Raw genomic sequence first — 23,811 nt, forward strand, 5'->3', positions numbered from 1 at the left:
GTTAGACGGGGATCAGGGCGATGAGGATCCAGCAAGCGAACATTGTCAGCATCCATCCGAGGTCAAGCGAAATCTGCCCCAACCGGATTGGAGGCAGGATTCTCCTGAAAAGCTTGATCGGTGGATCGGTCAGCGTATAGACCAGTTCTACGAGCACGAGCAAGAACCCTCGCGGCCGAAACCTGGGGTTCAACACCATGATCCAGTCGAGAATGAATCTTGCCCAGAGGACATAGGTGTAGATACGAAGCAGCCACTTCAGGGTAAGCAGAATGACTGCGAGTGCGATCGCCACCGGGAATTACGCTGAAGGACTCACGAAGAATGAGCCATCCTCATTTTTCGTGCCTTCGTCACCGCTGACGGCAATGTGCTCGGGCGACAGCAAGAACACCTTGCTGGTCACTCGCTCGATTCGACCGCGCAGACCCATGGAGAGGCCGCTCGCAAAGTCGATCAGTCGCTTGGCCTCAGCCTCATTCATGCGAGAAAGGTTCAAAATCACGGGAACTCCCTCTCGGAAGCTCTCTGCCACGACGGTGGCATCGCGATACTCGGTGGGGTGAACCGTCAGGATTTCATTCATGGTCTGTGCTGCCGGCATCCGCACCGGTGTCACCTTTCGCAGCGGGGTCACAGGCGCGCGCTGGGGCGCGGGACGGGCAGCGGTGCTCGCAGGAGCGTGAGCCTCCGCCTGGTGCTGCGGCTCGCTCCTGGGGGTACCCTGCTCGTCGAGGTCCTCCTCGGCGAGACCGAGGAACACCATGGTCTTCTTCAGTGGATTGCTCATGATTACTTCCTAACGATCTCAGCGATCAGATTACTTTCGACCCTAGCCCGCGACCGGACGATTTCCCGTGATTGCGCTCCCAATGCGCAGGTGTGTCGCCCCTGCCGCAATTGCTTCTGCATAGTCGTGGGTCATTCCTGCAGAGATACACGTGGCTTCCGCCGCGAGGGCTCTCACTCGATCCGAGTACCCACGGAGTCTCGCAAACGCGCGAGCAGCGTCTTCTTCCTCGGGCAGCGGAGCGACCGCCATGACGCCTTGCAGCCGGAGTGTGGGCGTCTCTAGGATGCGTTCGGCAAGTCGTTCGAGCTCTTCGGGAGGAGCTCCGCCGCGGCTCGGGTCGCTCGTAAGGTTGACCTGCACGAACGCGTCAACGGTACGTTCGATTCCCGCAAGCGCATCCACGAGTCTCTCTCGATCAATCGAGTGGATCGCGTGTGCGTACTGGGCCGCTTGCCTGGCCTTCTTGGTTTGCAGTTGACCGATGAAGTGCCAGCGGAGATCTAGATCCTGCAACTCGGCCGACTTCGTCTGCGCTTCCTGATGCCGGTTCTCTCCGACGTCGTGCACTCCCAGCGAAGCAAGGTTGCGCACCAAGCTCGCCGGATGGAACTTCGTCACCACGGCCAAAGTGAGTTCCGCGGGGTCCCGGCCGGCAGACCTTGCGGCCTCCTCGATGCCAGATCGGACGCTCTCGAGTCGCGAGGCGAGCAGAGCCCGCTCCGACGACCCGTCAGCCATGCCTTCGTCCGTCACGCCCGTATTACCGCAGGAACTCGGGGATATCGAGATCGAGATCCTCGCCGTCGAAGGCGGGGTCTGAAAGGTGTTCCTCCACCGGAGGGTTGCTGATGGCATCTCCGAACTCAAGCGGCGAAGAGTCGGACTGGCTCGCACCCGATCCAAAGCCGTTGGCAGAGATGCCGACGGCCGCAGGTGCGAGGTTCTCGATCGTCTCAACGCGGTTCGCCCGGCGTCCACGTTCTGGACGATTCCCTTCGCTTCCCGGTTCGGTGTCGAATCCAGCGGCGATCACCGTGACACGAACCTCATCGCCGAGCGTGTCATCGATGACGGTGCCAAAGATGATGTTTGCCTCAGGATGCACGACATCATGTACAAGCTGAGATGCCTCAGTGATCTCGCTAAGCGCCAAGTTCGACGAGCCCTGAATGGACAGCAGCACACCGTGTGCGCCCTCAATTGATGCTTCGAGCAGCGGAGACGCGACCGCCAACTCCGCCGCCTTGATTGCGCGATCTGCGCCACGCGCCGAACCAATACCCATGAGTGCGGATCCCGCACCCTGCATCACTGATTTTACGTCTGCAAAGTCAACGTTGATGAGGCCCGGCGTTGTGATGAGATCGGTGATCCCCTGCACACCCGCGAGCAAAACCTGATCGGCGGCGGCAAAGGCCTCGATCATGCTAATCCCAGGTTCGCTGATCTCAAGGAGTCGGTCGTTCGGCACGACAATAAGCGTGTCGACAGCCTCGCGCAGTGCGTGGACTCCTGCATCTGCCTGTGCCGCACGCCGCTTGCCCTCAAAACTGAACGGGCGAGTCACCACGCCAATTGTGAGTGCGCCGACTGAACGCGCGATGCGAGCCACGATGGGAGCCGCTCCGGTGCCGGTACCGCCGCCTTCACCCGCGGTCACGAAGACCATGTCGGCTCCAGTCAGAGCCTCTTCGATCTCGTCGGAATGATCCTCAGCGGCGCGTCGCCCGACCTCAGGGTCTGCACCTGCGCCCAAACCGCGGGTCAGCTCACGACCAATATCGAGTTTGACATCAGCGTCAGTCAGCAAAAGCGCTTGCGCGTCGGTATTGACTGCAATGAATTCGACTCCGCGCAGCCCGAGCTCGATCATGCGATTTACCGCATTGACCCCGCCTCCGCCGACGCCGACAACCTTGATCACTGCGAGGTAGTTCTGGTTCGATGACACGTGGGTCCTTCCCCTCAACTCTCAACCTCTACCTGAAGGTGAAAGTTAGTATTCGGGTATACGTTTACGAACCCCAAGCTATGTTCTTGAGAGCGGGAAAGTCGGCCGACACTCCGAGAGGCGGCCGACTTTCTCACGAAAGTAGCCCGAATCGAGCAGCAAGCAGGTCGGAAGAGCTCAACGAAATCCGGGTTAGCGGAATACCGGTGACTCAGGTGAGGCCACATCAATCATCGAGACTGTACCGATCGACGCGAGCATCGCACGTAGCACTGCTGCCTTGCGCTGCGTATTGGCATCATCGCCCCAGATAACGCGCGTTCCACTCGTGAGCGTGAACTCGATGTCTTGCCCGCTGGATGCCGTCACCGCAGCGAGCTGCACACGCAAGTCCGGCGACATGTCGCGCACAACTTTGGCTGCTGCGGCGAAGGCCGGTGACGCGGTATCAATGACCGTCCCAGACCCAACGGGCACTCCCTCTGGTCGCTCCGCGGATGTCGCGACCAGTACGCCTGCAGGATCGACGAGAACGAATTGACCCTCGCGTTCCAGGGCAAGGACTGGGTCGCGCTCCTCGATACGCACAATGAGCGTGTGCGGTGGGATTCGCTCGATCGCGTATCGCTGAATCAACGGAAATGGCTCAAGTGCACGATGCACATCCTGCTCATTTACCAAAGCTAGCGGAACGCCCTCGAACCTGCCGAGGGCTCCCGCAAGTTCGCCTGCATCGATACGCGAAGTACCAACGACCTGCACTTCCTGTACCGCCATGATCGGCGTAAACACCCCAACGGCTACAAACAACGCGAGTGCGACAACAGCGGATCCGGCGATCACCCAGACACGTCTACGTCTTCGCACGTGCACAGTGAATCGGCGCTGGTCTCTCCGCTCGCGCGCCCTGCGAGATCGCTCCGCGCTGCGCAACCGCCGACCCGCGGCTCGAACGGGGTCCTCAGTCGCCTCTGAAGAATCCACTGAAAACCGCCGCAGCGGATTCCATGCAGACGGCACGGCCTGCACATCTGGCTCGTTGGGTGGCCCCACTTCAGCGCGCACGGGTTCAGCGCGCACGGGTTCAGCGCGGACCGGTTCTAACGGTTCCGTCAGTGCATCAATTGGGGCTGTGCCCTGTTCGCTCGGTGTGCCGGTGTTGCTTCGATCGCTTGGTTGACTCGGCTCTCTCGCTGCGCTCGGCACCGATCGCGCAGCTTCATCGAACCGTGGTGCGTCTCCCCGGTCAAAACCACCGGGGCGCTTCACTGAACCTCAGGCTCGAACCGGTCGCGCAGAGCGGCGACAACCTGCGGAATGATCTGGTACACCGTGCCACAGCTCATCGTAATCATCACATCGCCGGGGCGTGCTATTTCGGCGAGATGCTCGGCCGCGCGTTGCCACTCATCGACGTAGATCACCCGGTCGGATTTCACGAAGTCGTCAGAAACGAGCGCACCGGTAACCCCGTCAACAGGGTCCTCCCGGGCCCCGTCCACGGAGAGAACCACCGTGTAATCGGCCCCGCGCTCAAGCGCCTCCGCAAACTCCCGATGAAACAGTTGTGTCCGGCTGTATAGATGTGGCTGGTGGATCGCGATGAGTCGCCCATCCCCCACGACGGCGCGCGCGGAATCGAGCAGGGCAGCGACCTCGGTCGGGTGGTGAGCGTAGTCGTCATACACACGCACTCCCCCCACCTCTGCATGGAACTCAAAGCGACGCTTCGTGCCGCCGAACTGCGCGATGGCGGCAAGGGCCGCGGCAGCATCGTAGCCAAGCCCCGTGAGCGTCGCGAGCGCGCCCAGCGCGTTCATCGCATTGTGTCGGCCAAAGACCCGCAATTGCGCCTCGCACTGCGTTCCGTCGACCTCCGCTACGAAGCTCACTGGCCCGGAGTCGTTGATCGACACCAGTCGAACGTCGGCATCCGGATGTTCTCCGAAGGTGCGGATCGGGACGGCGGAATGGAGTGCTGCGCGTACTTCTTGTGCACCCGGATCATCGGCCGAGATCACCACAAGTTCACTCGCCCCGTGCGCGAAATCGACGAACGCCTGCATAAACGCCTCGCGGGAGCCGTAGAAATCGAGGTGTTCGGGATCCACGTTGGTGATGAGCGCAACCCGAGTGTCATACAGCAGAAATGACTTGTCAGACTCGTCAGCCTCGATCACGAAGAGGTCATCGCTTCCCGCGCCTGAGCTCACTCCGAGCGACTCAATGATGCCGCCATTCACGAACGAGGGATCGATTCCCAGGCCCTGTAGCCCGGTGACAACCATTCCGGTCGACGTGGTTTTTCCGTGAGCGCCCGCCACCGATACAGCTCGTCGGCCCCGCGCCAGCCAGGCGAGCGCCTGAGAGCGATGCAGCACGGGAAGGCCGTGTGCGAGCGCGAATTGATATTCTGGGTTGTCTTGCCAGAGTGCACCGGTGACTACCAGGGTATCGGCGTCTCTGACGTTCTTCTCGTCGTGCCCGATGGCCACGGTGATCCCGAGCTCCTGCAACGCACGTGTGCTGTAGTTCGCGCTGCGGTCACTCCCGGTGACGCGCACGCCTGCTTGGTGCATCATGCGCGCAATGCCGCTCATGCCCGACCCACCAATACCAACGAAGTGGACGCGACCCAGGTGCTCCGGAATCTTCACGGTGAGGTCGGGATAAATCATGGGTCCTCCTTTGACGCGAACACCCTAGACTACCGCCTCTTGCACCAGTTCATAGAGCCGCTCGGTACCATCGAGGGCGCCCGACGACCGCGCCTTTTGACCCATGTTGGCGAGACGCCGCGCGTCACCCAGCAGCGGCAGCAGCGATTGATGAATCCATTCAGGGGTAAGATCAGCGTCATTCACGAGCAGCGCGCCACCAGCTCGCACCGTGGCACGTGCGTTGAACCTCTGCTCGCCGTTGCCCGTGCCGTAGGGCACCAGAACGGCCGGAATCCCAAGACCTGCGAGCTCGCTCACCGTCGTTGATCCTGCCCGCGAGACGGCGAGGTCACACGCGGCGAACGCCAGGTCCATCCGGTCGCAATAGCGAATGACCGTATACCCCGGCACCTCAGGGTCTTCGAGTTCAGTCAATCCGCCCCAGACGTGCAAGGCTTGAGCACCAGAATCGACGATCGCCTCCGCCGATCCTGCGATGCCTCGATTCAGCGCCCTCGCGCCGAGCGAGCCTCCAGTCACCAGCAGGGTTGGCTTGTGCGGATCCAGGCCAAAGTGCTCCCTGGCTTGTGCACGAAGCAGCGCACGATCAAGTCGAGCGATCTCGGGCCGAAGTGGCATCCCCGTGACTTGGGCACCGCGAATGGGCGTATCCGGAAACGTCACTCCGACACGCGCGGCGTAACGAGCACCGAGCCGATTAGCCAGGCCGGGTTTCGCGTTGGCTTCGTGAATCACCATGGGGATCCCCTCACGGTGCGCCGCGACATACGCCGGAGTAGAGACATAGCCACCAAACCCCACCACGATGTCGATGCGGCGATCTTGGATCAGCCGGCGGACTTTCGAGACCGCTCGGCGGAAGCGAGAGGGAAAACGGAGGGCCTGCATGTCGGGTCTCCGAGGGAAGGGTACCCGGTCGATCCACACGAGTTCGTATCCGCGTTCGGGAACGAGCCGCGCTTCGAGGCCCTCCCGAGTTCCCAGTGCCACAATGCTGGAATCGGGATCCACCCGAGCGATATGGTCGGCGAGCGCAAGCAACGGATTCACGTGGCCGGCGGTCCCGCCGCCCGCGAGCAGGTAACGGGTCATGAGTGCGCACCTTGCGCCGCGAGCTCGGCCTGGTAGGCGGAACCATCACGAGCGATGGATACCACCACTCCCATCGCGAGCAGGCAGGCGATAAGCGCGGTGCCTCCCGAACTTATGAGCGGAAGAGGCACTCCCAGCACCGGAAACACGCCGATCACGACTCCGATGTTGATGAACGCCTGCCCGACAATCCACACGAGAATCCCCCCCACGACCGCGCGCCCGAAGCGATCACGGGCCCGGGCGATCACCCGAAGCATAACCGCGGCGAGCGCGACGAACAGCACGATCACGAGAAGCGCGCCGACAAGCCCCAGTTCCTCGCCAATGATCGCGAAGATGTAGTCGTTGTCGGCGGCGGGCAGCCACGACCACTTGGCTTTCGACCCCCCGAGCCCGACGCCGAAGACTCCGCCACCGGCGAGCGCCCACAGGCCATGGAGCGGTTGCCAGCCGAGTCCGCTGTAGTCTTCATTGCCCGTGACGTGACCAAACAGTCGGTTCATCCGGTTCGGGCTCGTCACGACGAAAAGCGCGGCGAGCGCGACTGCTCCCAACGTGGTGACACCCAGGGTCTTCCAGCTCACTCCCCCGAAGTACATCGCCCCCAGAACGGTGACACCCATCACCAGAGTGGTACCCAGGTCCCTCCCCAGCAGCACCAACCCGAGTGCGATGAGCGCGCCGGGAAAGATGATGGGGATGAGCTCGTGTTTGGGCTGGCCGAGCAATGGCTCTTTCCTCAGCAAGATAGCGCCGATCCACACGATGAGCGCGAGCTTCAGCATCTCGGAGGGCTGGCCGCCAATCGAACCAACCTGAATCCAGTTTCGGTTGCCGTACACCTCAATGCCGAGTGGCGTGAATACCAACATCTGCAGCATGAGGCCAAAACTGAGAAGCACCCATGCCCACTTCTTCCAGAATCGAATCGGAAATGCCGCGGCGATCAACATCAGAGGAATGCCGATAACGGCATACGTCGCCTGACGCCAGAAACCTCCGAAGAATCCCTGCTCGTCAAGGTAAGAGGTGATCGAGGAGGATGACAACACCATGATCAGACCAATGCCCACGAGCAGTGAAGTGATCGCGTAGATCATCACTATCGTCGCATCTGACAGTGACCTCAGTTCACCGCCGAGCCTAATGCGAGAGAAGCCGGAGCCACGTGGTCCGCCGGGTTCGTCATTGCTTGCTGCCCCGGCCCTCGGCTGATGTGTCGTCGTCACCCGCGTCACCTCCGCCAAGAACACGAACCGCCGCTTGGAAACGTCGGCCACGATCTGCATAATCTGAGAACTGATCCATTGAAGCCGCAGCTGGAGAGAGTACCACGGTGTCACCCGCCTTCGCGAGCGACGCCGCTGCAGCAACCGCTAGCGTCATTGTCTCTTCAGTCTCTCCCGGCACGACCTCAATGCGTGGCACCTCTGGTGCGTGTCGCAGAAGGGCTTCCAGCACCGCGGTGCGGTCCGAGCCGATCACAACCACACCACGCAGACGGTGCGCATTGTCACGCACCAGGTCAGAAAGATCCCCCCCCTTGAGAAGGCCGCCGACCACCCACACCACGCTCTCCAGCGCGCGCAATGAGGCATCCGCGGCGTGCGCGTTGGTTGCCTTCGAATCGTCAATCCAAATGACACCGTTGAATATGCCTAAGCGCTGCGCACGGTGTGGGTCTGGTTGGAAGCTGAGGATCGCTTGCGCGACCTCAGATGGTTCGACCCCGCGACTTCGCGCAAGCGCGGAGGCTGCCAAAATATCCTGCACCAGGTGGGGTGCCTGGAGTGAACGCTCGGCGAGTTCGTCGAGGGTCACGAGTTCAAATGCCTCGTTGTGCCGCGCCGCATGGAAACCGCGATCCACCAGGATGCCCTCAACCACGCCAAAGCCGCTGGCTGGAGGGGCATCAAGTCCAAAACTGATTGCACGGGCACCTTCGATGACGTCTGCCTCTTCGACCATCTGCTCTGTCGCCGGGTCGGCACGGTTGTAGACGCACGCCACCTGCGTGTGCTCGTATACCTTGGCCTTTGCTTGACGATACGATCGGGAGCCTCCGTGCCAGTCGAGATGGTCATCGGCGATGTTCAGGCAGACACTCGCGTATGGTGAAATCTCGCCCAGCCGGTGCAGTTGAAAGCTCGACAGTTCGACCACCAGCGCATCGTACCCCTGCGGGTCCCGGAGTGCGTCGAGAATCGGCACGCCGATGTTGCCGACCGGCGCTGCACGGAGACCGCCCGCACGGAGCATGTGAGCGGTCAGTTGCGTGGTCGTGGTCTTTCCATTCGTTCCCGTGACGCAGAGCCAGTCTGCGATTCGGTCGGTTTTGTCTCGCAGCCGCCATCCGAGTTCGATGTCACCCCACACCACGGTTCCACGCTGTTCGGCCCAGACGGTCAGGGGGTGGTCAGGACGGTATCCGGGCGAGACCACGACGAGTTCTGGATCAAATTCCCGCAGCGACTCCAGCTGCACCGCATCGCTCAGACTCTGCGCTTGCTCTGCTCCGATGACCTTCAGGAGCTGCTCGCGGTCGGGATCCACCCCACCAAAAATCACCCTCACGCGAGCGCCCAGCTCGCACAGCGTGTCTGCGACTGAGAAGCCGGTGACACCAAGTCCGAGCACTGCGACTCGGAGCCCAGACCAATCGTGGTGCCAGCTGGTGAGAGCGAGCACCCGGTCACGAGCAGCGAGGGTCACTGTGCTACCGTCCACTCCGCATATATCGCGCCAATTCCACTGAGCACGAACACCCCTGCGATAATCCAGAACCGCACGACGACAGTGGTCTCTGCCCACCCCTTGAGTTCAAAGTGGTGGTGAATGGGGCTCATCCGGAATATTCGTTTGCCCTTGGTGACCTTGAAGTAGATCCGCTGCAGGATGACCGATCCCGATTCGATGACGAAGAGGCCACCGATGACGACGAGCAGGAGCTCAGTTCTCGTGAGGATTGCGAGCGCGGCGATTGCACCGCCGAGGCCCAGCGAACCAGTGTCGCCCATGTAGATATGTGCCGGGTTGGTGTTCCACCAGACGAAGCCCACTAATCCGCCCACCAACGCGGCGGCGATTACTGCAAGATCGAGTGGATCGCGCACCTCATAACACCCGGGCTCGAGTCCGCGCGCGCACTGCTGACTGAACTGCCAAAAACCGATCACCGTGTAGGCGCCGAGAGCAAGAATCGACGCCCCGCCGGCCAGTCCGTCAAGACCATCGGTGACGTTGACCGAATTCGAGGCGGCCGTGACGATGACCACGATCCAGATCAGGAAGAGGATGAGTCCGGCGACAGCACCCAGCGACATGAAGTCGAAGGGTAGGTCACGAAACAGTGAAATGTGGGTGGATGCAGGTGTCAGACCGGATGCGTTTGCGAACTGCAGTGAGAGAACGCCAAACAACACAGCAATTGCGACCTGGCCAGCGATCTTCGACCATCCACCCAAGCCAAGCGACTGCTGCTTCCGTGTCTTGAGATAATCGTCAATGAATCCGACGAGCCCCAGGCCAACGGTCATCAAAATCACCAGGAGAGCTGAGGGCGTCGGAGACTCGCCCGCGAGTAGCTTTGCGATGAAGTAGGCGAAAACCGAGCCGGAAATAAAGATCAAGCCGCCCATTGTTGGCGTGCCGCGCTTTGCGAAGTGCGACTGCGGGCCATCCTCGCGAATGAACTGGCCCCACCGCAGCTTCTGAAAACCCCGAATAAACAGCGGGGTGAGGAGAAGCGAGTAGAGCATCGACAGCGCACCGGCGATGAGCAGAGCGATCATGCGTACGCCTCTCCGAGTCGATCACCTAACGACTGGAGACCAGCGGCATTTGACGACTTCACCAGAACGGTATCACCCGGTTGCAGTGTTTCCAGGAGATAAGCGTATGCGTCATCCTGAGTGTCAAAGAACACGCTCTCGCCATCCCAGGAACCCTCATTGATCGCGGTGATGTGCAGTCTGCGCGCTTCGGGCCCGACAACCACGAGCTCGCTAATTCCCAACCTGACGACCTGTAAACCAATGCGGTCGTGTTCTTCACCCGAGAACTCCCCGAGTTCGCTCATCGCACCCAACACCGCGACGGTTCTGGAGCCCGATCGGGAGATCTGCGCCAGTGTCTTGAGCGCCGCACTCATCGAGTCAGGACTCGCGTTGTAGGCATCATTGATGATGGTGATCTGATCCCGACCTCCGAGCACCTGCATACGGCCCGGCGCAGCGAGCTCGGCTGTTTCAAGCGATGCCACGATGTCTGCGAGCGGCAATCCGAGTTCTGCTCCGACCGCGGCGGCTGCGAGAGCATTCGCGACGTGGTGCTCGCCAAGAACCCGAAAATTGACCGGTGCGGACTGCCCATCGACGGTAAGCGTGAAGGTTGTTCCAGCGGCGGATCCCTCCACCCCATCCGCCCGCACACTGGCATCCGGGTGCTGACCAAAAAAGCGCACCCGTGCCCGGGTGAGATCAGCCATGAGTGCCACCCTGGGATCGTCACGATTAAGCACCGCGACCGCGTCACTCGGGAGATCGCGCACCATCTCGCTCTTCGTGCGGAAGGTGGCTTCGATCCCCCCGAACTCGCCTGCGTGCGCAAGCCCGACTGAGAGCACCACGCCAATATGAGGCGGAGCCATGGCGGTGAGCCGCGAAATCTCACCCTCGGCGCTCGCGCCCATTTCTGCAACGAGGGTGTGTGTATCCCTGCGCACTCGAAGCATGGTGAGCGGCCCACCGACCTCGTTATTGAACGATTTCTCCGAGGCGACCGTCGGTCCGATCCTCGCAGCCATCGCTGCAACGAGATTTTTCGTCGTGGTCTTACCGTTTGAGCCGGTGATCCCGACGATCGTCAGCTGACCGGCGTCTCGCACTCGGCGCACCACCTCTGTCGCAAGCCGACCGAGAGCCAGGGTTGAATCGTCGACAACTATCTGAGGTGCCCGACAAGCAAGTTCTCGCTCAACGACCAGGGCGGAAGCGCCCCGATCGAGCGCTGCTTCGACGAACAGATGACCGTCTGTCTCCTCGCCACGGCGGGCAAAGAAAATCTGACCCGGCTGAATTTCGCGAGAGTCCGTCTGCGCGTCGCCAGAGACCGCCAGAGTCCCGTCGGATCCGGCTGTGCCGGGAACGAGCCGACCTTCGACCGTATGAGCGATATCCGCCAGAGTCATTGCAATCACTGCAGGTATCCTGCCTCGCGGAGCGCTCCGCGTACCTCGTCGCGCGCCGAGTACGGCAGGTGCTGTCCGGCGACTTCCTGATAGTCCTCGTGCCCGGGACCGGCATACAGAATAACGTCACCTGGTTCAGCAAGCGAAATGGCGAGCCGGACCGCAGCGCGAGGGTCACCCTCCTCGTGAATCTCGGCTCGCCGTGCGGACCGGGCACCTGCAATCAGTTGTGCGCGAATCGCCGCCGGGTCTTCAGTTCTCGGGTGGTAGTCACAGACGATCACCACGTCGCTGCCCGCAGCTGCAATCCGTCCCATTTCTTCACGTTTGGTCGTATCGCGATCTCCGTCAGCACCAAACATGAAGATGATGCGACCCGGAGCAACCTCGCCCAACGCATCGAGCATCGCTTGAAAGCTGCCCGGGGTGTGGCCGTAGTCGACAAAGAAGCGCGGTCCGGAGTTCCCGGGATTCATCGCCTCGAGTCGGCCGGGGATATACACGGGGATCTTGCCGTGGTCGAGCCCAGCCGACACGCGCGAGAGCGGCACCCCGGTCTCGTGGAGCATGATCAGCGCGAGCGCAGCATTCTCGGCCATGAATCGACCGAAGAGCGGCACCCGCCCAGTGAAATGAGCGCCACTAGGGCCCTGCAACACGAATGAGACTCCCTCAAGATCCTGCCGCGTGACGGCAAGGTGCCAGTCCGCCTGGCTCCCGTATTCTGTCGCGAGCGTCGTGACCGGAATTCGGGATTCCCGCGCCACCCTGCGACCGTGCGTGGAATCGACGACGACAACGCCACGTACCGCGTGTTCGGGCGCGAAGAGCGCGAGCTTCGCTGCAAAATAGCTTTCCATATCGCCAAAATCATCCAGGTGATCCTGTGAAAAGTTGTTGAAGGCCACCACATCAAATTTCACCCCATCGATGCGATGCCGTTCGACCGCGTGAGCCGACACCTCGAGCGCGATGGAATCGGCACCGTCCTCTCGCATACGCGCAAGGAGGCCATGGAGCTCCGTTGCCTCGGGACTCGTCAGCGAGCTTGACATCACGGTATCTCCGATGCGGCGCTCCGCGGTTGAGCTGAGCCCCACCGTGAGTCCGGCGGCCCGCGAGAGTTCCGCCAGGAAATAGACCACACTGGTCTTTCCGTTGGTCCCTGTGACACCAAAGACTCGCGCGTCTAGGTCGTCTGTGCCATACACAACGGACGAAATCTGACCAAGCCGCGATCGGAGATCGCTCGGCGAGACAAGCACCGGCACCGGCACAGTTGCGCCAGCACCGAAACTTTCGCCATCTAGTCGGCTCGCTCCGATTTCGTCGGTGAGCACTGCGGCCGCTCCACGAGAGACCGCTTGGCCCGCGAATTCTGCGCCGTGTGCACGGGCACCCGCGAGGGCGACGTACAGGTCTCCGGGGCGAACATCTCGTGAATCAAGGGTCACGCCAGTCACCAGAACAGTCTTTGCATCCCCCGCAAGGAAATCTCGCACTGTGAGATCAAACCGCCGAGCGAGTTCGGAAATCGACGTGCGGATCGGCCGCTGCGGTCTCATGCTGAACCCGCTATCCGCGGTGCCTCGTTCGCTACTCTTCACTGTACGATCCTACCGAGACCGCGGCTTAGCTTCCCGTGTCTAGCGGGACGTAGCTTCCCGTCGACGGTGGAATCTGGAAGGTGCGTATCGTCGCCTCCGCCGCATCGTGGAAGGAGGTAAGGGCCGCAACGCTGCCTTCGCCAGCCTTCGGAAATGCGATGGAGGCGGCTATGACAAACTGCGGGTCTTCGACTGGAAATACGCCAACGAAGCTGTGCACGAAGTCCGACCGGTACCCACCCTGACCGTCGGTCTGCTCAGCTGTGCCAGTCTTTCCACCGATTCGATACCCAGGAATCGAGACAATCGGAGTGATCCAGCTTTCTTGCACCACAGCTTCCAGCATGTGCAGGGTAGTCGCCGCGGCTTCGGGCGAGACCACTTGCACTGGATCTCCGTGAACCATATCGGTCACGGTGCCATCTGCCTCCGTGCAGGTCGCCACCACGCTGGGAGGCACGCGGACCCCATCGTTTGCAATAGCCTGGTAGGCGCTTGCTGTCTGCACGATAGTTGCCGACACGCCTTGACCGAACATCGTGTTGTAGCTGGTCTGACGGTCCCAATTCTCTGGGCTGTACAGAAGACCGGAGTCCTCGAGTGGAAGTCCTGCCTGGGTCGACTCACCAATTCCAAACGCGCGGAGATACTCGTAACGGGTCTGCTCGGTGAGTCGACTCCCGAACATCGAGATCCCGACGTTGGAGGAATACACGAGCGCTCCGGTGAGTGTCATCGGCATCACGCCGTGGGTGGAAGAGTCCCTAAAACGCACGTTTGGTTCGGGTTCCCAGGTGTCGGGCACCTGCAGCAGCGAGTCGGGGACGGCGACTCCCTGATCCACGAGGGCCGCGGCGGTGATCATCTTAAATGTGGATCCGGGCTCGTACGGGGAGACAAACGAACGTGCCTCACGTTTGGTCGGGTCAGAGGCGTCTACGTCATTCGGATCAACTGAGCCATCCTCAGCGACCGCAACAATCTCACCAGTCTGCACATCGATAACGGTAAGCATGCCCCACTCGGCGGCGACCTTCTGTACCTGATCATTGACGATCTGTTGCGTCTCCCACTGCAGATCCCGATCTATGGTGAGCTGCACCGTTCCGCCGTTAATGGCCTCCTGACGCACGACCACACTCCCGGGGAGCGCCACCCCGTCGGCACCGCGCTCGTAGCTCTCCTCACCGTTCACCCCCGCGAGACACGCGTCGTGCGACACCTCAACGCCGGCCTGAGGCACGTCTTCGAACCCGGAAAATCCAATAATGTTTCCTCCCACAGCACCGTTCGGGTAGACGCGTGCGTGGTGACTCTCAAATGTCAGCCAGGGAATCTGCAGCGCCTTGAGTTGGTTCAGAGTGGTGAGGTCGATTGAGCGTTTCAGGTACGCAAAGTCAGATTTTGGATCCGCCGCGAGTGCGTCGTCCACGATGGCGCCGATCTCGTCAGCAGTTTGTCCGGTCACTTCGGCAATTTCGGCGAACGCCTCCTCCGCTGTGACGCTCACCGTTGCGAATCCTTCGTCATCGGCGATCCGATAGAATTTCCCGCCGTTTAAGCGCGCGTTCTTTGGCGAAAGCTGTGCGTCGTAGCGCTCGTCGGTCGTCGCGAGAATCTCTCCGTTGCGATCGACAATGTCGCCCCTCAGGCTCGGGATCACCACAGGAACGGCTCGTTTGCTTGCCGCTTCTTCAGTGAGCGCAGCGGCCGAAACCACCTGTAATTCAATCAATCGGACGGTGAACACGCTAGCTCCGACGATCACCAGCAGCATCGCGAGAAAGCGTCTTCCGACCCTCGGTCGAAACTTCGCCATCGTGACTCCTTGCTCCGGTTCCGGGCGTCTCGCCTTAGCGTGTGTCTGGTGAAGGGAGGTTACCTTCCCAAACTACCGGCGCTCCGCTCAATGCCTCGACAGCCGCAGCGGCCTGTCCGAAATCCCGAGACACGAGAAGGCCATCTGCATCCACAACCGGCAAATTCTCCAGGGTAGCGTTGGGAACTCGGTTCGCCTGCACCTGGGTTGTGCGTTGAGTTAGGTCACCAAGCACGACGTTGTCACTGAGACGAATCGTCGCGGGGTTCGAATTCTGCACCATGCCCAGCGCGGCAGCGTTGTCCGCGAGATTCTGTGGGGAGGCAAGTTTGTTCACATTCTGACTCAGCACCCGCTCGACTCGCTGCAAATCCCGTTGCTCGAGCTCGAGCGCACGCGCCTCGTAGGCTCCCTGCGAGACTGCGATGCTGAGGCCCAGTTGAGTGGCAAAGATACCCAGCACAATCCCGACGGCCGTCAGCGCCCCCCAGAGCGGACTGAGGCGGCGCATTCGGGCACGCGGTGCACGAGTCTCCGCCGGGCGGAGGTGCCTCCATGACGGATCGAGCCGAGGATCGGAGGGAACTTCTGGCGTGAACGATCTGAGAAGATCAATATCGAGTTCGATGGGAACGGTGTTTCCACTCACTGTGTCACCACCCGAAGGCGCTCTGCAGCTCGCAGCCGCACGGGAATCGCCCGTGAATTTCGTTCGCGTTCCTCATCACTCGCAAGCTCCGCACCGCGTGTCAGGAGTTTGAATTCTGGCCGGTGTTCCGGAAGCTCGATGGGCAATCCCGCGGGCGCAGTGGATTTGCTGCGCTTCGCGAGTTCACGCTTCACGAACCTGTCTTCGAGTGATTGGTAAGACATCACCACAATGCGCCCCCCGACGGAGAGCAGATCCATCGCCGCCGGGATCGCGTGCTCGAGCGCACGCAACTCACCGTTGACCTCTACCCGCAACGCCTGAAACACTCGCTTTGCCGGGTGGCGCTGATCGCGCAACGCCGCCGGAGTCGCACGCTGCAGAATGTCAACGAGCTGTCCGCTCCGTTCAATGGGCGCGTCCGCGCGCGCTGCGACGATGGCTCTTGCGTACCGAGCTGCCAGCGGCTCTTCACCGTAGCGTTCAAAAATCGCGCGGAGCCGACCCTCGGGTGCGACGGCAAGCACCTCGGCCGCGGTCTCACCCTCCGCCTGATTCATGCGCATGTCTAGCGGCGCGTCTTGCGAGTAGGCAAAGCCTCGATCGGCATCGTCAAGCTGAAGCGAGGAGACCCCCAGGTCAAAGAGCACTCCGTCAATCGAGCGGAAACCCGAGCGCCGAACCGCACTGACGATGTCGTCGTAGACAGCATGCACACGCAGCGCTCGTGTTCCAAAACTTGCGAGCCGCTCACCGGCGAGGCGCAGAGCCTGCAGGTCGCGGTCAAGCCCGATCACGGTGAGACCTGGGTGAGCCTCAAGCAGCGCGGCGCTGTGACCCCCCATGCCGAGAGTCGCATCAACAACTACCGCACCCTGTCGCCCAGCTGCTGGAGCAAGGAGTTCCAGGCAACGCTCAAGCAACACCGGCGTGTGCAACTGGCTCGGATCAATTTCTGATGTGTCCATATGTACAGTCGGGCTCTGCCAGTACCCCCGGTTCCCCGTCAGCCCACCTGTCACCGGGGAAGTGCGACAGGGTGGTAGACGAGAAACCGCGGGTACTGGAACTAGAACATGCCCGGAATCACCTCCTCTTCGATCTCAGAGAAGGCAGTTTCCTGAACACTGAGGTAGGTCTGCCATGCTTCGGCATCCCAGATCTCGGCCCGGCTCCCGGCTCCGATCACTGCGAGATCCCTCTCGAGACCCGCGTATGCACGAAGGGCCGCAGGAATGGTGACACGGTGCTGCTTGTCGGGCGTCTCGGCGTGAGCGCCAGACAGGAAGACACGAAGATAGTCGCGGCCCTGCTTGGAAGTGATCGGAGCCTCGCGGATACGTTCGTGCATCGCCGCAAACTCACTCTCACTGAAGACATAGAGGCAGTGCTCTTGGCCACGGGTGACCACCATGCCTTCGGCGAGCTCGTCGCGAAACTTTGCGGGGAGGATCAGCCGACCCTTGTCGTCAAGCTTGGGAGAGAACGTGCCGAGGAACATGCACTCTCCTCCCTGTGATCACACCGACTGGGTTCGCCCACGCGCTCCAGCTAGTTCCACTCTACTCCACTTTCCTCCACTCTTATCTTTTTTTTACGGATTCTCTTCGTTATTTCTCCACCAGGTTGCAGCTTGAGAGCGCACGAGGACACAAAAAAAAAGAGGCGGTGGAAAATCCACCGCCTCGTCTCGAAACTCTGCGCGAAACCGCTCTAGCGCTCACCCTCCATGCGTTCGTCCCATCGCCTCTGCATGCGATCAGAGAATGACTCTCGCTCCGCCGATGCTGGCGAACCAGAACCGCCAGAAGTGGCTGCCGATGCATTCGGAGAGGTAACAGGCTCGCGCTTCGAGAACGCCAGCAGAGCACCGCTCAGCATCACCGCGAAGCCAATCACACCAAGCCAAAGCTGCTGCGCAGCGACACCGCCAACGAGCACCCCGATTCCGACTAGACCCAGGACAATTCCGAGCACCAAAGAACGCAAGTTGAACTGGGTGTGCGCCCCCTGGGCCGTCTGCACCACGTCAGCCTCGCTCTGATAGAGACGACGCTCCATCTCATCAAGCAATTGCTGCTCGTGTTCTGACAGTCCCATGACCGCCTCCCATATCCAGATAAACGTGAACTCATTCTACGCCCCTTCGGCCGGACTAGGCTAGGCCACGTGGATGAAACAACACGACTCGCAGGCCTTGTTCAGGAGCGCATCAGCGATGTCATCTCTGGGCATCGCGAAGACCTAACGCCTCTGGGCGGTGATTCCACTCCCGTGCTTGATGAGGTATACGCCCATCTCTCAGGCGGAAAGCGACTCCGAGCCCAGTTCGCAACCCTCGGCTACCGGTCAGTGGCTCCTCTTGATCTCTCTGGCGATCCAGGCCCTGAACTCGATCAGATGCTCGATGTCGCGTGCGCGCTTGAGTTCTTCCACGCAGCAGCTTTGATCCACGACGACGTGATTGACCGTTCCGACACGAGGCGCGGTCGGCCTGCGGTTCACAAGCATTTTGCCGCGATCCACCAGTCAAACGGGTGGCGTGGCTCGGCCGAGCACTTTGGCCTCTCCAGCGCGATACTGCTTGGCGACTTGCTGCAGTCTTGGGCCGATGAACAGCTTCAGCGTGCCTGCGATGCCGCACCTGAGCGGGGGTGTGCGGCGACGGCACGTGGCCACTTCAACCGCATGCGGAGCGAAGTCGCTATTGGCCAGTATCTCGACGTCCTTGAGGAACAGATCCCGTCATTTGCGCCCGAACAAGAGCAACTGGCAAGATCCACCCGGGTGTTGGTCTACAAGTCCGCGAAATACAGCGTCGAGGCGCCACTTCTCATCGGCGCAGCGCTCGCCGGTGCCAGCGCAGAGCAGGAGCAGGCCCTCGCCGATTTCGGGCTTCCGGTCGGCGTGGCGTTTCAGCTTCGAGACGACCTCCTAGGCGTGTTCGGCGACCAGGAGGTAACTGGCAAACCAGCTGGCGATGATCTCGCGGAGGGCAAGCGCACCATTCTTGTCACTATCGCGCGCAGCTCTCTTCCCGTCACGCAACAGCGGGTATTTGACGAACTGATCGGCGACCCTCACCTTGACGCCGAACAAATCGAGATGCTGCAGCGCACGATTCGAGGCACGGGAGCCGTCGAGCAAGTCGAACAGATGATCGCACGTAACCTCGAACGCGCAACTAGCGCACTCGCCGTTTCTCCGCTGCGGCCAGAAGCGCGCGCGCAGCTGTCCGCTCTCGCGCAACGCGTGAGCAAACGAGACTTCTGATCTCGGGTCGCGCGATCGCCCGAATCAGGAATTTCCTGTTTCCTCGAGGGATCTAGAAGGCGAGAGACTGAGTTGCCCGTCGCACCGCGGACTTTCTTCCGTCGATCAACGCAGCTACCGGCCGTTCCCCAAGTTCCTCGTTCTCAGCAAGCAACCACGTCACCGCCTGGTCATTCGTGAAGCCAGCATCTCGCAGCACGAGCAGGGTTCCGCGAAGGGAATGGAGCGGTTCGTCATCCTGAATGAACTCGGCAGGAATGCGTAAGACCCCGTCGATTCGAATGGCGGCGAGGTAGCCCTCTTCGATCAACCGGCGAAGCTTCCCCGGGGTGGTGCCCCAGCGCTTCACTAATTCGGGAATGGTCACGGTTACGGTGTCTGACGGGATACTTTCGGCCACCGTCCCAGTCTAAAGCACAGAGTTGCGCTAATGGCAGCCGAATCAGGTGCCACCCCGGCGCGCTGCAGGCCCAGTAGACGTTTCGTTCCATAGAATCGGCGCGTGAACTCCGCCCCCACCGACCCGCTCATCGGGCACACGCTCGATGAGCGCTATGTCGTCCGATCTCGGATCGCTCGGGGCGGAATGGCAATGGTCTATCTCGGCAATGACATACGGCTCGAGCGCCGTGTCGCCATCAAAATCATGCATCCGCACCTCGCAGAGGATGAGAGTTTCACTCGGCGATTCGAGCAAGAGGCGCGCAGCGCCGCGGGTCTCGGTCACCCGAACGTGGTGAACGTTTTTGATCAGGGCGTGGATCGCGGCGTTCCATATTTGGTGATGGAGTATCTGCCCGGCATCACCCTCCGTGAGCTCCTGAAGCAGCAGAAGCGACTCACGACCGACCAAGCCTTCGAGATCGGCGAGGCTGTTCTCGCGGGACTCGCCGCGGCGCACTCCGCAGGTATCGTGCACCGCGACCTCAAACCGGAAAATGTCCTCCTTGCCGATGATGGGCGCATCAAGATTGGCGATTTTGGCCTGGCCCGTGCGGTGAGTGCAAACACCGCGACCGGCCAGGCACTGTTGGGCACCATCGCGTATCTCTCCCCCGAGCTAGTGACCCGCGGGATCGCTGACGCCCGCAGCGACCTGTACGCCTTCGGCATCATGCTGTTTGAAATGCTCACCGGCCAACAACCGTTTCAGGGTGAGCAGCCCATGCAAATTGCCTATCAACATGCGCACTCGGAGGTTCCTGCTCCTTCTTCGCTAGTACCCGACTTGGGCGCCGACATTGATGAACTGGTTCGCTGGTGTTGCAGTCGCGAACCCGATGCTCGGCCCCGAGATGCTTCGGAAGCGCTTGAGCAGCTTCGACACATCCGGAGTGGGGCGACACTCGGCGCAACTCGCGTGTTTCCCGCCGCAGGATTCAGTGGTGAATCTGTCACCCCCTCAACGACCATACTGACCGATCTCGAGCAACGCAGTCTGGTATCTGGCGGCCTGGTACAAGCTGCCGCCACCAAGCACTCAGCCACCGAGACCGATTCGGTCTCCCGAGCGCGTGCAACGGGGTCGAGACGAACCCGTCGGGGTCGTTGGATAGCGCTAACCGTTGTCGTGTTCCTCTCGCTAGCGGGCCTCGCCGGCTGGTGGTGGGGCCAGGGTCCTGGTTCGCAGGTGTCCATTCCTGAGGTGGCCGGTGTCGAGCTCGCGTCCGCTCAGCTCACGCTTGAAGAGCTCGCCTTGGTGGTCACGGTGACCGAATGTTCGAGTCTCGAGGTAGAGCCGGGCCTTGCCGCGAGCACCGAGCCAGCAGCGGGCACTCGGGTAAACCGGGGCTCCGAGGTGCAGCTGTGCCGTTCCACTGGGCCCGAACTGCTGGCGGTTCCGACACTTGTGGGCCTTTCCACTGACGATGCGATCGCGGCCATCGAAGGTGCGGGGTTCACCTTTGGCGCGGTACTCGAGCAGAGATTCGATGGTGGCTCTGCAGACACCGTGATTGTGGCACTCAACGAAGTAGGCGAGGGACTCGGCCCAACCTACCCAGAGCGTGGTCGAGTCGATCTGATCGTGTCAGCTGGCGCGATTCCAGTGGTCACTGGGATGAGTGAGGACGCCGCGGCGACGGCACTCGAGGCTGTGGGCTTGATTCTCGACCCGACATTGAACACCGATGCGTACGATGAGACGATCCCTGAGGGACAAGCGATCGGTGTGCTGGTGTTCACTGATCCCGTGCGAGTGGGTGACTCTGTTGCGCTCAATCTCTCGCGCGGGCCACAACTTTTCGCCATTCCCGACGTGTCAGGGCTGAACGTCAACGAAGCTGCTCAGACACTCCGTGCGGCAGGGTTTGCTGTGTCCACCGGCATCGTGCCCGAGGGCCCCGCGGGGGCGCTGTTCGAGGTAAAAAGCACCTCCCCCGCTGCTGGGGAAATGCGGAAGGCTGGCACCGAAGTGGCGTTGCGGTACATCTAGTGCCAAACGGCACAGACGCAGCATCCCCGGGACGCCCTGTGGGATCCCCGGGGATGAAGCGAGACAGTCAGCCCTATCGGGCTGTCTTCAGTTCTTCGGCAACCTGGTAGGCCAGCTCAAGCGACTGAGAGTGGTTCAGTCTGGGGTCACACACTGACTCGTACCTCGTCGCGAGTCCAAGCTCATCAATGTTTTCTGATCCACCGAGGCACTCGGTCACGTCGTCCCCGGTGAGCTCCACGTGAATCCCACCAGGGAAGGTACCTGCTTCGCGGTGCGCCTCGAAGAACCCACGGAGTTCGTTCATCACATCCTCGAATCTCCTGGTCTTGTACCCGGTTGAGGTGGTGATGCCGTTGCCGTGCATCGGATCGGTGACCCACAACGGCCGAGCGCCAGCATCTCGAACCCCCGCGAGCAGCGCGGGAAGCGTGTCACGAATCTTCTCCGCACCCATGCGAGTGATGAAGGTGATGCGACCCGGCTCACGCTCAGGATCGAGTGCATCGAGCAATCGCAACGCGTCGTCGGTCGTGGCGGTCGGCCCGAGTTTCACCCCAATGGGGTTTCGTAGCTTCGAGAGAAACTCAACGTGCGCCCCGTCGATGTCTCGGGTTCGTTCACCCACCCAGAGCATGTGGCCTGAGGTTCCGTAGGCCTGACCCGTCCGGGAGTCGATCCGCGCGAGTGGTCGTTCGTAGTCAAGCAGAAGCGCCTCATGACTGACATAGAACTCAGTCTGGGTGAGGGCGGCATCATCAACGCCACACGCGGCCATGAACCGCAACGCGCGATCAATCTCAGCAGCAAGCGATTCGTAGCGATTGTAGGCGCTGTTTGAGACGAATCCTTGGTTCCAGGCGTGCACCTGACGGAGATCTGCGAACCCACCCTGGGTGAACGCGCGGATGAGGTTCAGTGTGGAGGCCGAGACATGGTAACCGCGCACCAGGCGTGAGGGATCAGCTGCGCGCGACTCAGGGGTGAAATCGTACCCGTTCACCAGGTCTCCCCGGTACGCCGGAAGCGTCACTCCATCGCGAGTCTCGTTGTCACTTGAGCGCGGCTTGGCGAACTGGCCAGCCATACGCCCCACTTTGATGACCGGCATTGACGCACCGTAGGTGAGCACGACCGCCATTTGCAGGAGGGTCTTTACGCGATCGCGAATCTTGTCCGCGGTCGCACCGTCAAAGGTTTCGGCACAGTCGCCCCCCTGCAGCAGAAATGCCTCACCCCGGGCTGCCGCGGCGAGCCGATCGCGGAGGCGATCCACTTCGCCAGCAAACACGAGCGGGGGCTGAGCCGAAAGCTCTGCCTGGGCTGCGCGGACCGCGTCAGTATCGGGCCACGTGGGCTGCTGCTTCGCCTCGAGTGCGCGATACGAGTCGAGCTCCGAAAGTACGTCCGTCGGTACGTTCGGCTCGGTTCGCTGACTCACTCTGTGCCTGCTCTCGTTCGATCATTCGTGGATCGCAGCGCATTCGCGCTGCCGTGATCCAGCCTACCGTTCTCCGCGCGCGCTCCTGTGCGCCCAGCGCGAACCTTCGTGGAGCGCTGCCAGGTGCCGGGTTTACGCGGTCAGTGGCTTCTTCGCCCCGCGGACGCTGGACGCGTAGACATCTACGTATTCTTGATCACTCAACCGTTGTATCTCGAACATAATTTCGTCGGTGACGCTGCGCAACACGAACCGATCGGCACTCATACCTTCGAAGCGTCGAAAATCGAGCGGCTTACCAATCACCGTGCCAATGCGTCGGATCTTTGGGATCTTCGCACCAATTGGCATCGCCTTTTCCGTGTCAATCATGACCGTCGGCACGACGAGCGCTCCGGACTCAAGCACGAGTCGCGCCACCCCGGTGCGACCACGATAGAGCCGACCGTCTGGACTCCGCGTGCCCTCAGGATAAATTGCCAAGACTTCGCCACGTTCGAGCACGGCTAGACCGGTGTTCAGGGACGCTTCGGAAGCCTTGCCCCCAGACCGGTCTATCGGAAGTTGCCCGACTGCAAGCATGAAGTTCTTCACGATCCACCCCTTGAGGCCCTTCCCCGTGAAGTAGTCGCTTTTCGCCAGAAAGTACACGCGTCGATCAATCATGAGTGGCATGAAGAACGAATCAATGACGGACAGGTGGTTTCCCACAATAACCACCGGACCGGTTTCGGGGAGGTTTTCGGCGCCCTCTACCCACGGCCGATAGAAGGTTTTCAAGAGCGGCCCAAAGATGAGGTGTTTGAAGAACCAGTAGAACATTGCGACGCCGTCCCTTCGACAGGCTCCAGACTAGCCGAATTGTAGATACCCGACGGGT

General features: G+C 61.2%; 22 protein-coding genes. 2 read left to right on the forward strand and 20 right to left on the reverse strand.

Going from position 1 to position 23,811, the window contains the following annotated elements:
• Position 1 precedes the first annotated feature (1 nt).
• From ACR0R4_RS06935 to ACR0R4_RS07015, 17 genes are all read right to left on the reverse strand, one after another.
• Positions 2–295, reverse strand: coding sequence for a YggT family protein (locus ACR0R4_RS06935; protein ID WP_433646600.1), 294 nt, complete (start codon positions 293–295; stop codon positions 2–4).
• Positions 296–301: 6 nt separating this feature from the next.
• On the reverse strand, positions 302–790 hold the full coding sequence (locus ACR0R4_RS06940) for a cell division protein SepF (RefSeq protein WP_433646601.1): 489 nt from the start codon (positions 788–790) through the stop codon (positions 302–304).
• Between the two features lie 42 nt (positions 791–832).
• Positions 833–1,531, reverse strand: a complete 699-nt coding sequence (locus ACR0R4_RS06945; protein ID WP_433646602.1) for a YggS family pyridoxal phosphate-dependent enzyme — start codon at positions 1,529–1,531, stop codon at positions 833–835.
• 22 nt (positions 1,532–1,553) lie between these two features.
• The gene (gene ftsZ / locus ACR0R4_RS06950; RefSeq protein ID WP_433646603.1) at positions 1,554–2,744 is read right to left on the reverse strand and encodes a cell division protein FtsZ; all 1,191 of its coding nucleotides are present in this window, start codon (positions 2,742–2,744) and stop codon (positions 1,554–1,556) included.
• Positions 2,745–2,936: 192 nt separating this feature from the next.
• Positions 2,937–3,611, reverse strand: a complete 675-nt coding sequence (locus ACR0R4_RS06955; protein ID WP_433646604.1) for a cell division protein FtsQ/DivIB — start codon at positions 3,609–3,611, stop codon at positions 2,937–2,939.
• Positions 3,612–4,009: 398 nt separating this feature from the next.
• Positions 4,010–5,422, reverse strand: a complete 1,413-nt coding sequence (gene murC, locus ACR0R4_RS06960) for a UDP-N-acetylmuramate--L-alanine ligase (RefSeq protein WP_433646605.1) — start codon at positions 5,420–5,422, stop codon at positions 4,010–4,012.
• A 24-nt stretch (positions 5,423–5,446) separates the two neighbouring features.
• Positions 5,447–6,517, reverse strand: a complete 1,071-nt coding sequence (locus ACR0R4_RS06965; protein WP_433646606.1) for a UDP-N-acetylglucosamine--N-acetylmuramyl-(pentapeptide) pyrophosphoryl-undecaprenol N-acetylglucosamine transferase — start codon at positions 6,515–6,517, stop codon at positions 5,447–5,449.
• The gene (gene ftsW, locus ACR0R4_RS06970; protein ID WP_433646607.1) at positions 6,514–7,620 is read right to left on the reverse strand and encodes a putative lipid II flippase FtsW; all 1,107 of its coding nucleotides are present in this window, start codon (positions 7,618–7,620) and stop codon (positions 6,514–6,516) included. Before ftsW ends, ACR0R4_RS06965 begins: the two co-directional genes overlap by 4 nt.
• 85 nt (positions 7,621–7,705) lie before the next feature.
• Positions 7,706–9,247, reverse strand: coding sequence for a UDP-N-acetylmuramoyl-L-alanine--D-glutamate ligase (gene murD, locus ACR0R4_RS06975; RefSeq protein ID WP_433646608.1), 1,542 nt, complete (start codon positions 9,245–9,247; stop codon positions 7,706–7,708).
• Entirely contained in the window at positions 9,229–10,311 is a 1,083-nt protein-coding gene (mraY, locus tag ACR0R4_RS06980; protein WP_433646609.1) for a phospho-N-acetylmuramoyl-pentapeptide-transferase, read from the reverse strand. Before mraY ends, murD begins: the two co-directional genes overlap by 19 nt.
• Entirely contained in the window at positions 10,308–11,717 is a 1,410-nt protein-coding gene (locus ACR0R4_RS06985) for a UDP-N-acetylmuramoyl-tripeptide--D-alanyl-D-alanine ligase (RefSeq protein ID WP_433646610.1), read from the reverse strand. Before ACR0R4_RS06985 ends, mraY begins: the two co-directional genes overlap by 4 nt.
• A complete protein-coding gene (locus tag ACR0R4_RS06990; protein ID WP_433646611.1) occupies positions 11,714–13,171 on the reverse strand; it encodes a Mur ligase family protein in 1,458 nt (485 codons plus the stop codon). Before ACR0R4_RS06990 ends, ACR0R4_RS06985 begins: the two co-directional genes overlap by 4 nt.
• Before the next feature lie 169 nt (positions 13,172–13,340).
• Positions 13,341–15,134: a peptidoglycan D,D-transpeptidase FtsI family protein gene (locus ACR0R4_RS06995; protein WP_433646612.1), complete on the reverse strand. Its 1,794-nt coding sequence runs from the start codon at positions 15,132–15,134 to the stop codon at positions 13,341–13,343.
• Between the two features lie 34 nt (positions 15,135–15,168).
• Complete coding sequence (ftsL, locus tag ACR0R4_RS07000) at positions 15,169–15,783, reverse strand: cell division protein FtsL (RefSeq protein ID WP_433646613.1); 615 nt, start codon at positions 15,781–15,783, stop codon at positions 15,169–15,171.
• A complete protein-coding gene (gene rsmH, locus ACR0R4_RS07005) occupies positions 15,780–16,751 on the reverse strand; it encodes a 16S rRNA (cytosine(1402)-N(4))-methyltransferase RsmH (protein ID WP_433646615.1) in 972 nt (323 codons plus the stop codon). Before rsmH ends, ftsL begins: the two co-directional genes overlap by 4 nt.
• A 101-nt stretch (positions 16,752–16,852) precedes the next feature.
• Complete coding sequence (gene mraZ, locus ACR0R4_RS07010) at positions 16,853–17,284, reverse strand: division/cell wall cluster transcriptional repressor MraZ (protein ID WP_433646616.1); 432 nt, start codon at positions 17,282–17,284, stop codon at positions 16,853–16,855.
• Between the two features lie 212 nt (positions 17,285–17,496).
• The gene (locus ACR0R4_RS07015) at positions 17,497–17,883 is read right to left on the reverse strand and encodes an SCO2097 family morphological protein (protein WP_433646617.1); all 387 of its coding nucleotides are present in this window, start codon (positions 17,881–17,883) and stop codon (positions 17,497–17,499) included.
• Positions 17,884–17,952: 69 nt separating this feature from the next.
• Here ACR0R4_RS07015 and ACR0R4_RS07020 point away from each other — a divergent pair, with 69 nt between their 5' ends.
• Positions 17,953–19,056, forward strand: coding sequence for a polyprenyl synthetase family protein (locus tag ACR0R4_RS07020; protein ID WP_433646618.1), 1,104 nt, complete (start codon positions 17,953–17,955; stop codon positions 19,054–19,056).
• A gap of 52 nt (positions 19,057–19,108) precedes the next feature.
• Here the strand turns inward: ACR0R4_RS07020 and ACR0R4_RS07025 are convergent, their stop codons facing one another.
• Positions 19,109–19,456 (reverse strand): Rv2175c family DNA-binding protein, encoded by a 348-nt coding sequence (locus ACR0R4_RS07025; protein WP_433646619.1) that lies wholly within the window; start codon positions 19,454–19,456, stop codon positions 19,109–19,111.
• 102 nt (positions 19,457–19,558) lie between these two features.
• Here ACR0R4_RS07025 and pknB point away from each other — a divergent pair, with 102 nt between their 5' ends.
• The gene (gene pknB, locus ACR0R4_RS07030) at positions 19,559–21,490 is read left to right on the forward strand and encodes a Stk1 family PASTA domain-containing Ser/Thr kinase (RefSeq protein WP_433646620.1); all 1,932 of its coding nucleotides are present in this window, start codon (positions 19,559–19,561) and stop codon (positions 21,488–21,490) included.
• A 73-nt stretch (positions 21,491–21,563) separates the two neighbouring features.
• Here pknB and ACR0R4_RS07035 read toward each other — a convergent pair whose 3' ends face one another.
• A complete protein-coding gene (locus ACR0R4_RS07035; RefSeq protein ID WP_433646621.1) occupies positions 21,564–22,931 on the reverse strand; it encodes a class II 3-deoxy-7-phosphoheptulonate synthase in 1,368 nt (455 codons plus the stop codon).
• Positions 22,932–23,063: 132 nt separating this feature from the next.
• Entirely contained in the window at positions 23,064–23,753 is a 690-nt protein-coding gene (locus tag ACR0R4_RS07040) for a lysophospholipid acyltransferase family protein (RefSeq protein ID WP_433646622.1), read from the reverse strand.
• Between the last annotated feature and the right edge of the window lie 58 nt (positions 23,754–23,811).

This window comes from Leucobacter fengyongliangi (assembly GCF_050971685.1).
Taxonomy (GTDB): Bacteria; Actinomycetota; Actinomycetes; order Actinomycetales; family Microbacteriaceae; genus Leucobacter.

Excerpts from the sequence above, each read along its gene's own strand:
- ACR0R4_RS06940 (WP_433646601.1), bottom strand. The coding sequence starts at position 790 with ATGAGCAATCCACTGAAGAAGACCATGGTGTTCCTCGGTCTCGCCGAG.
- ACR0R4_RS06945 (WP_433646602.1), bottom strand. The coding sequence starts at position 1,531 with ATGGCTGACGGGTCGTCGGAGCGGGCTCTGCTCGCCTCGCGACTCGAG.
- murC (WP_433646605.1), bottom strand. The coding sequence starts at position 5,422 with ATGATTTATCCCGACCTCACCGTGAAGATTCCGGAGCACCTGGGTCGC.
- ACR0R4_RS06965 (WP_433646606.1), bottom strand. The coding sequence starts at position 6,517 with ATGACCCGTTACCTGCTCGCGGGCGGCGGGACCGCCGGCCACGTGAAT.
- ftsW (WP_433646607.1), bottom strand. The coding sequence starts at position 7,620 with ATGATCTACGCGATCACTTCACTGCTCGTGGGCATTGGTCTGATCATG.
- mraY (WP_433646609.1), bottom strand. The coding sequence starts at position 10,311 with ATGATCGCTCTGCTCATCGCCGGTGCGCTGTCGATGCTCTACTCGCTT.
- ACR0R4_RS06995 (WP_433646612.1), bottom strand. The coding sequence starts at position 15,134 with ATGGCGAAGTTTCGACCGAGGGTCGGAAGACGCTTTCTCGCGATGCTG.
- rsmH (WP_433646615.1), bottom strand. The coding sequence starts at position 16,751 with ATGGACACATCAGAAATTGATCCGAGCCAGTTGCACACGCCGGTGTTG.
- mraZ (WP_433646616.1), bottom strand. The coding sequence starts at position 17,284 with ATGTTCCTCGGCACGTTCTCTCCCAAGCTTGACGACAAGGGTCGGCTG.
- ACR0R4_RS07015 (WP_433646617.1), bottom strand. The coding sequence starts at position 17,883 with ATGGGACTGTCAGAACACGAGCAGCAATTGCTTGATGAGATGGAGCGT.
- ACR0R4_RS07040 (WP_433646622.1), bottom strand. The coding sequence starts at position 23,753 with ATGTTCTACTGGTTCTTCAAACACCTCATCTTTGGGCCGCTCTTGAAA.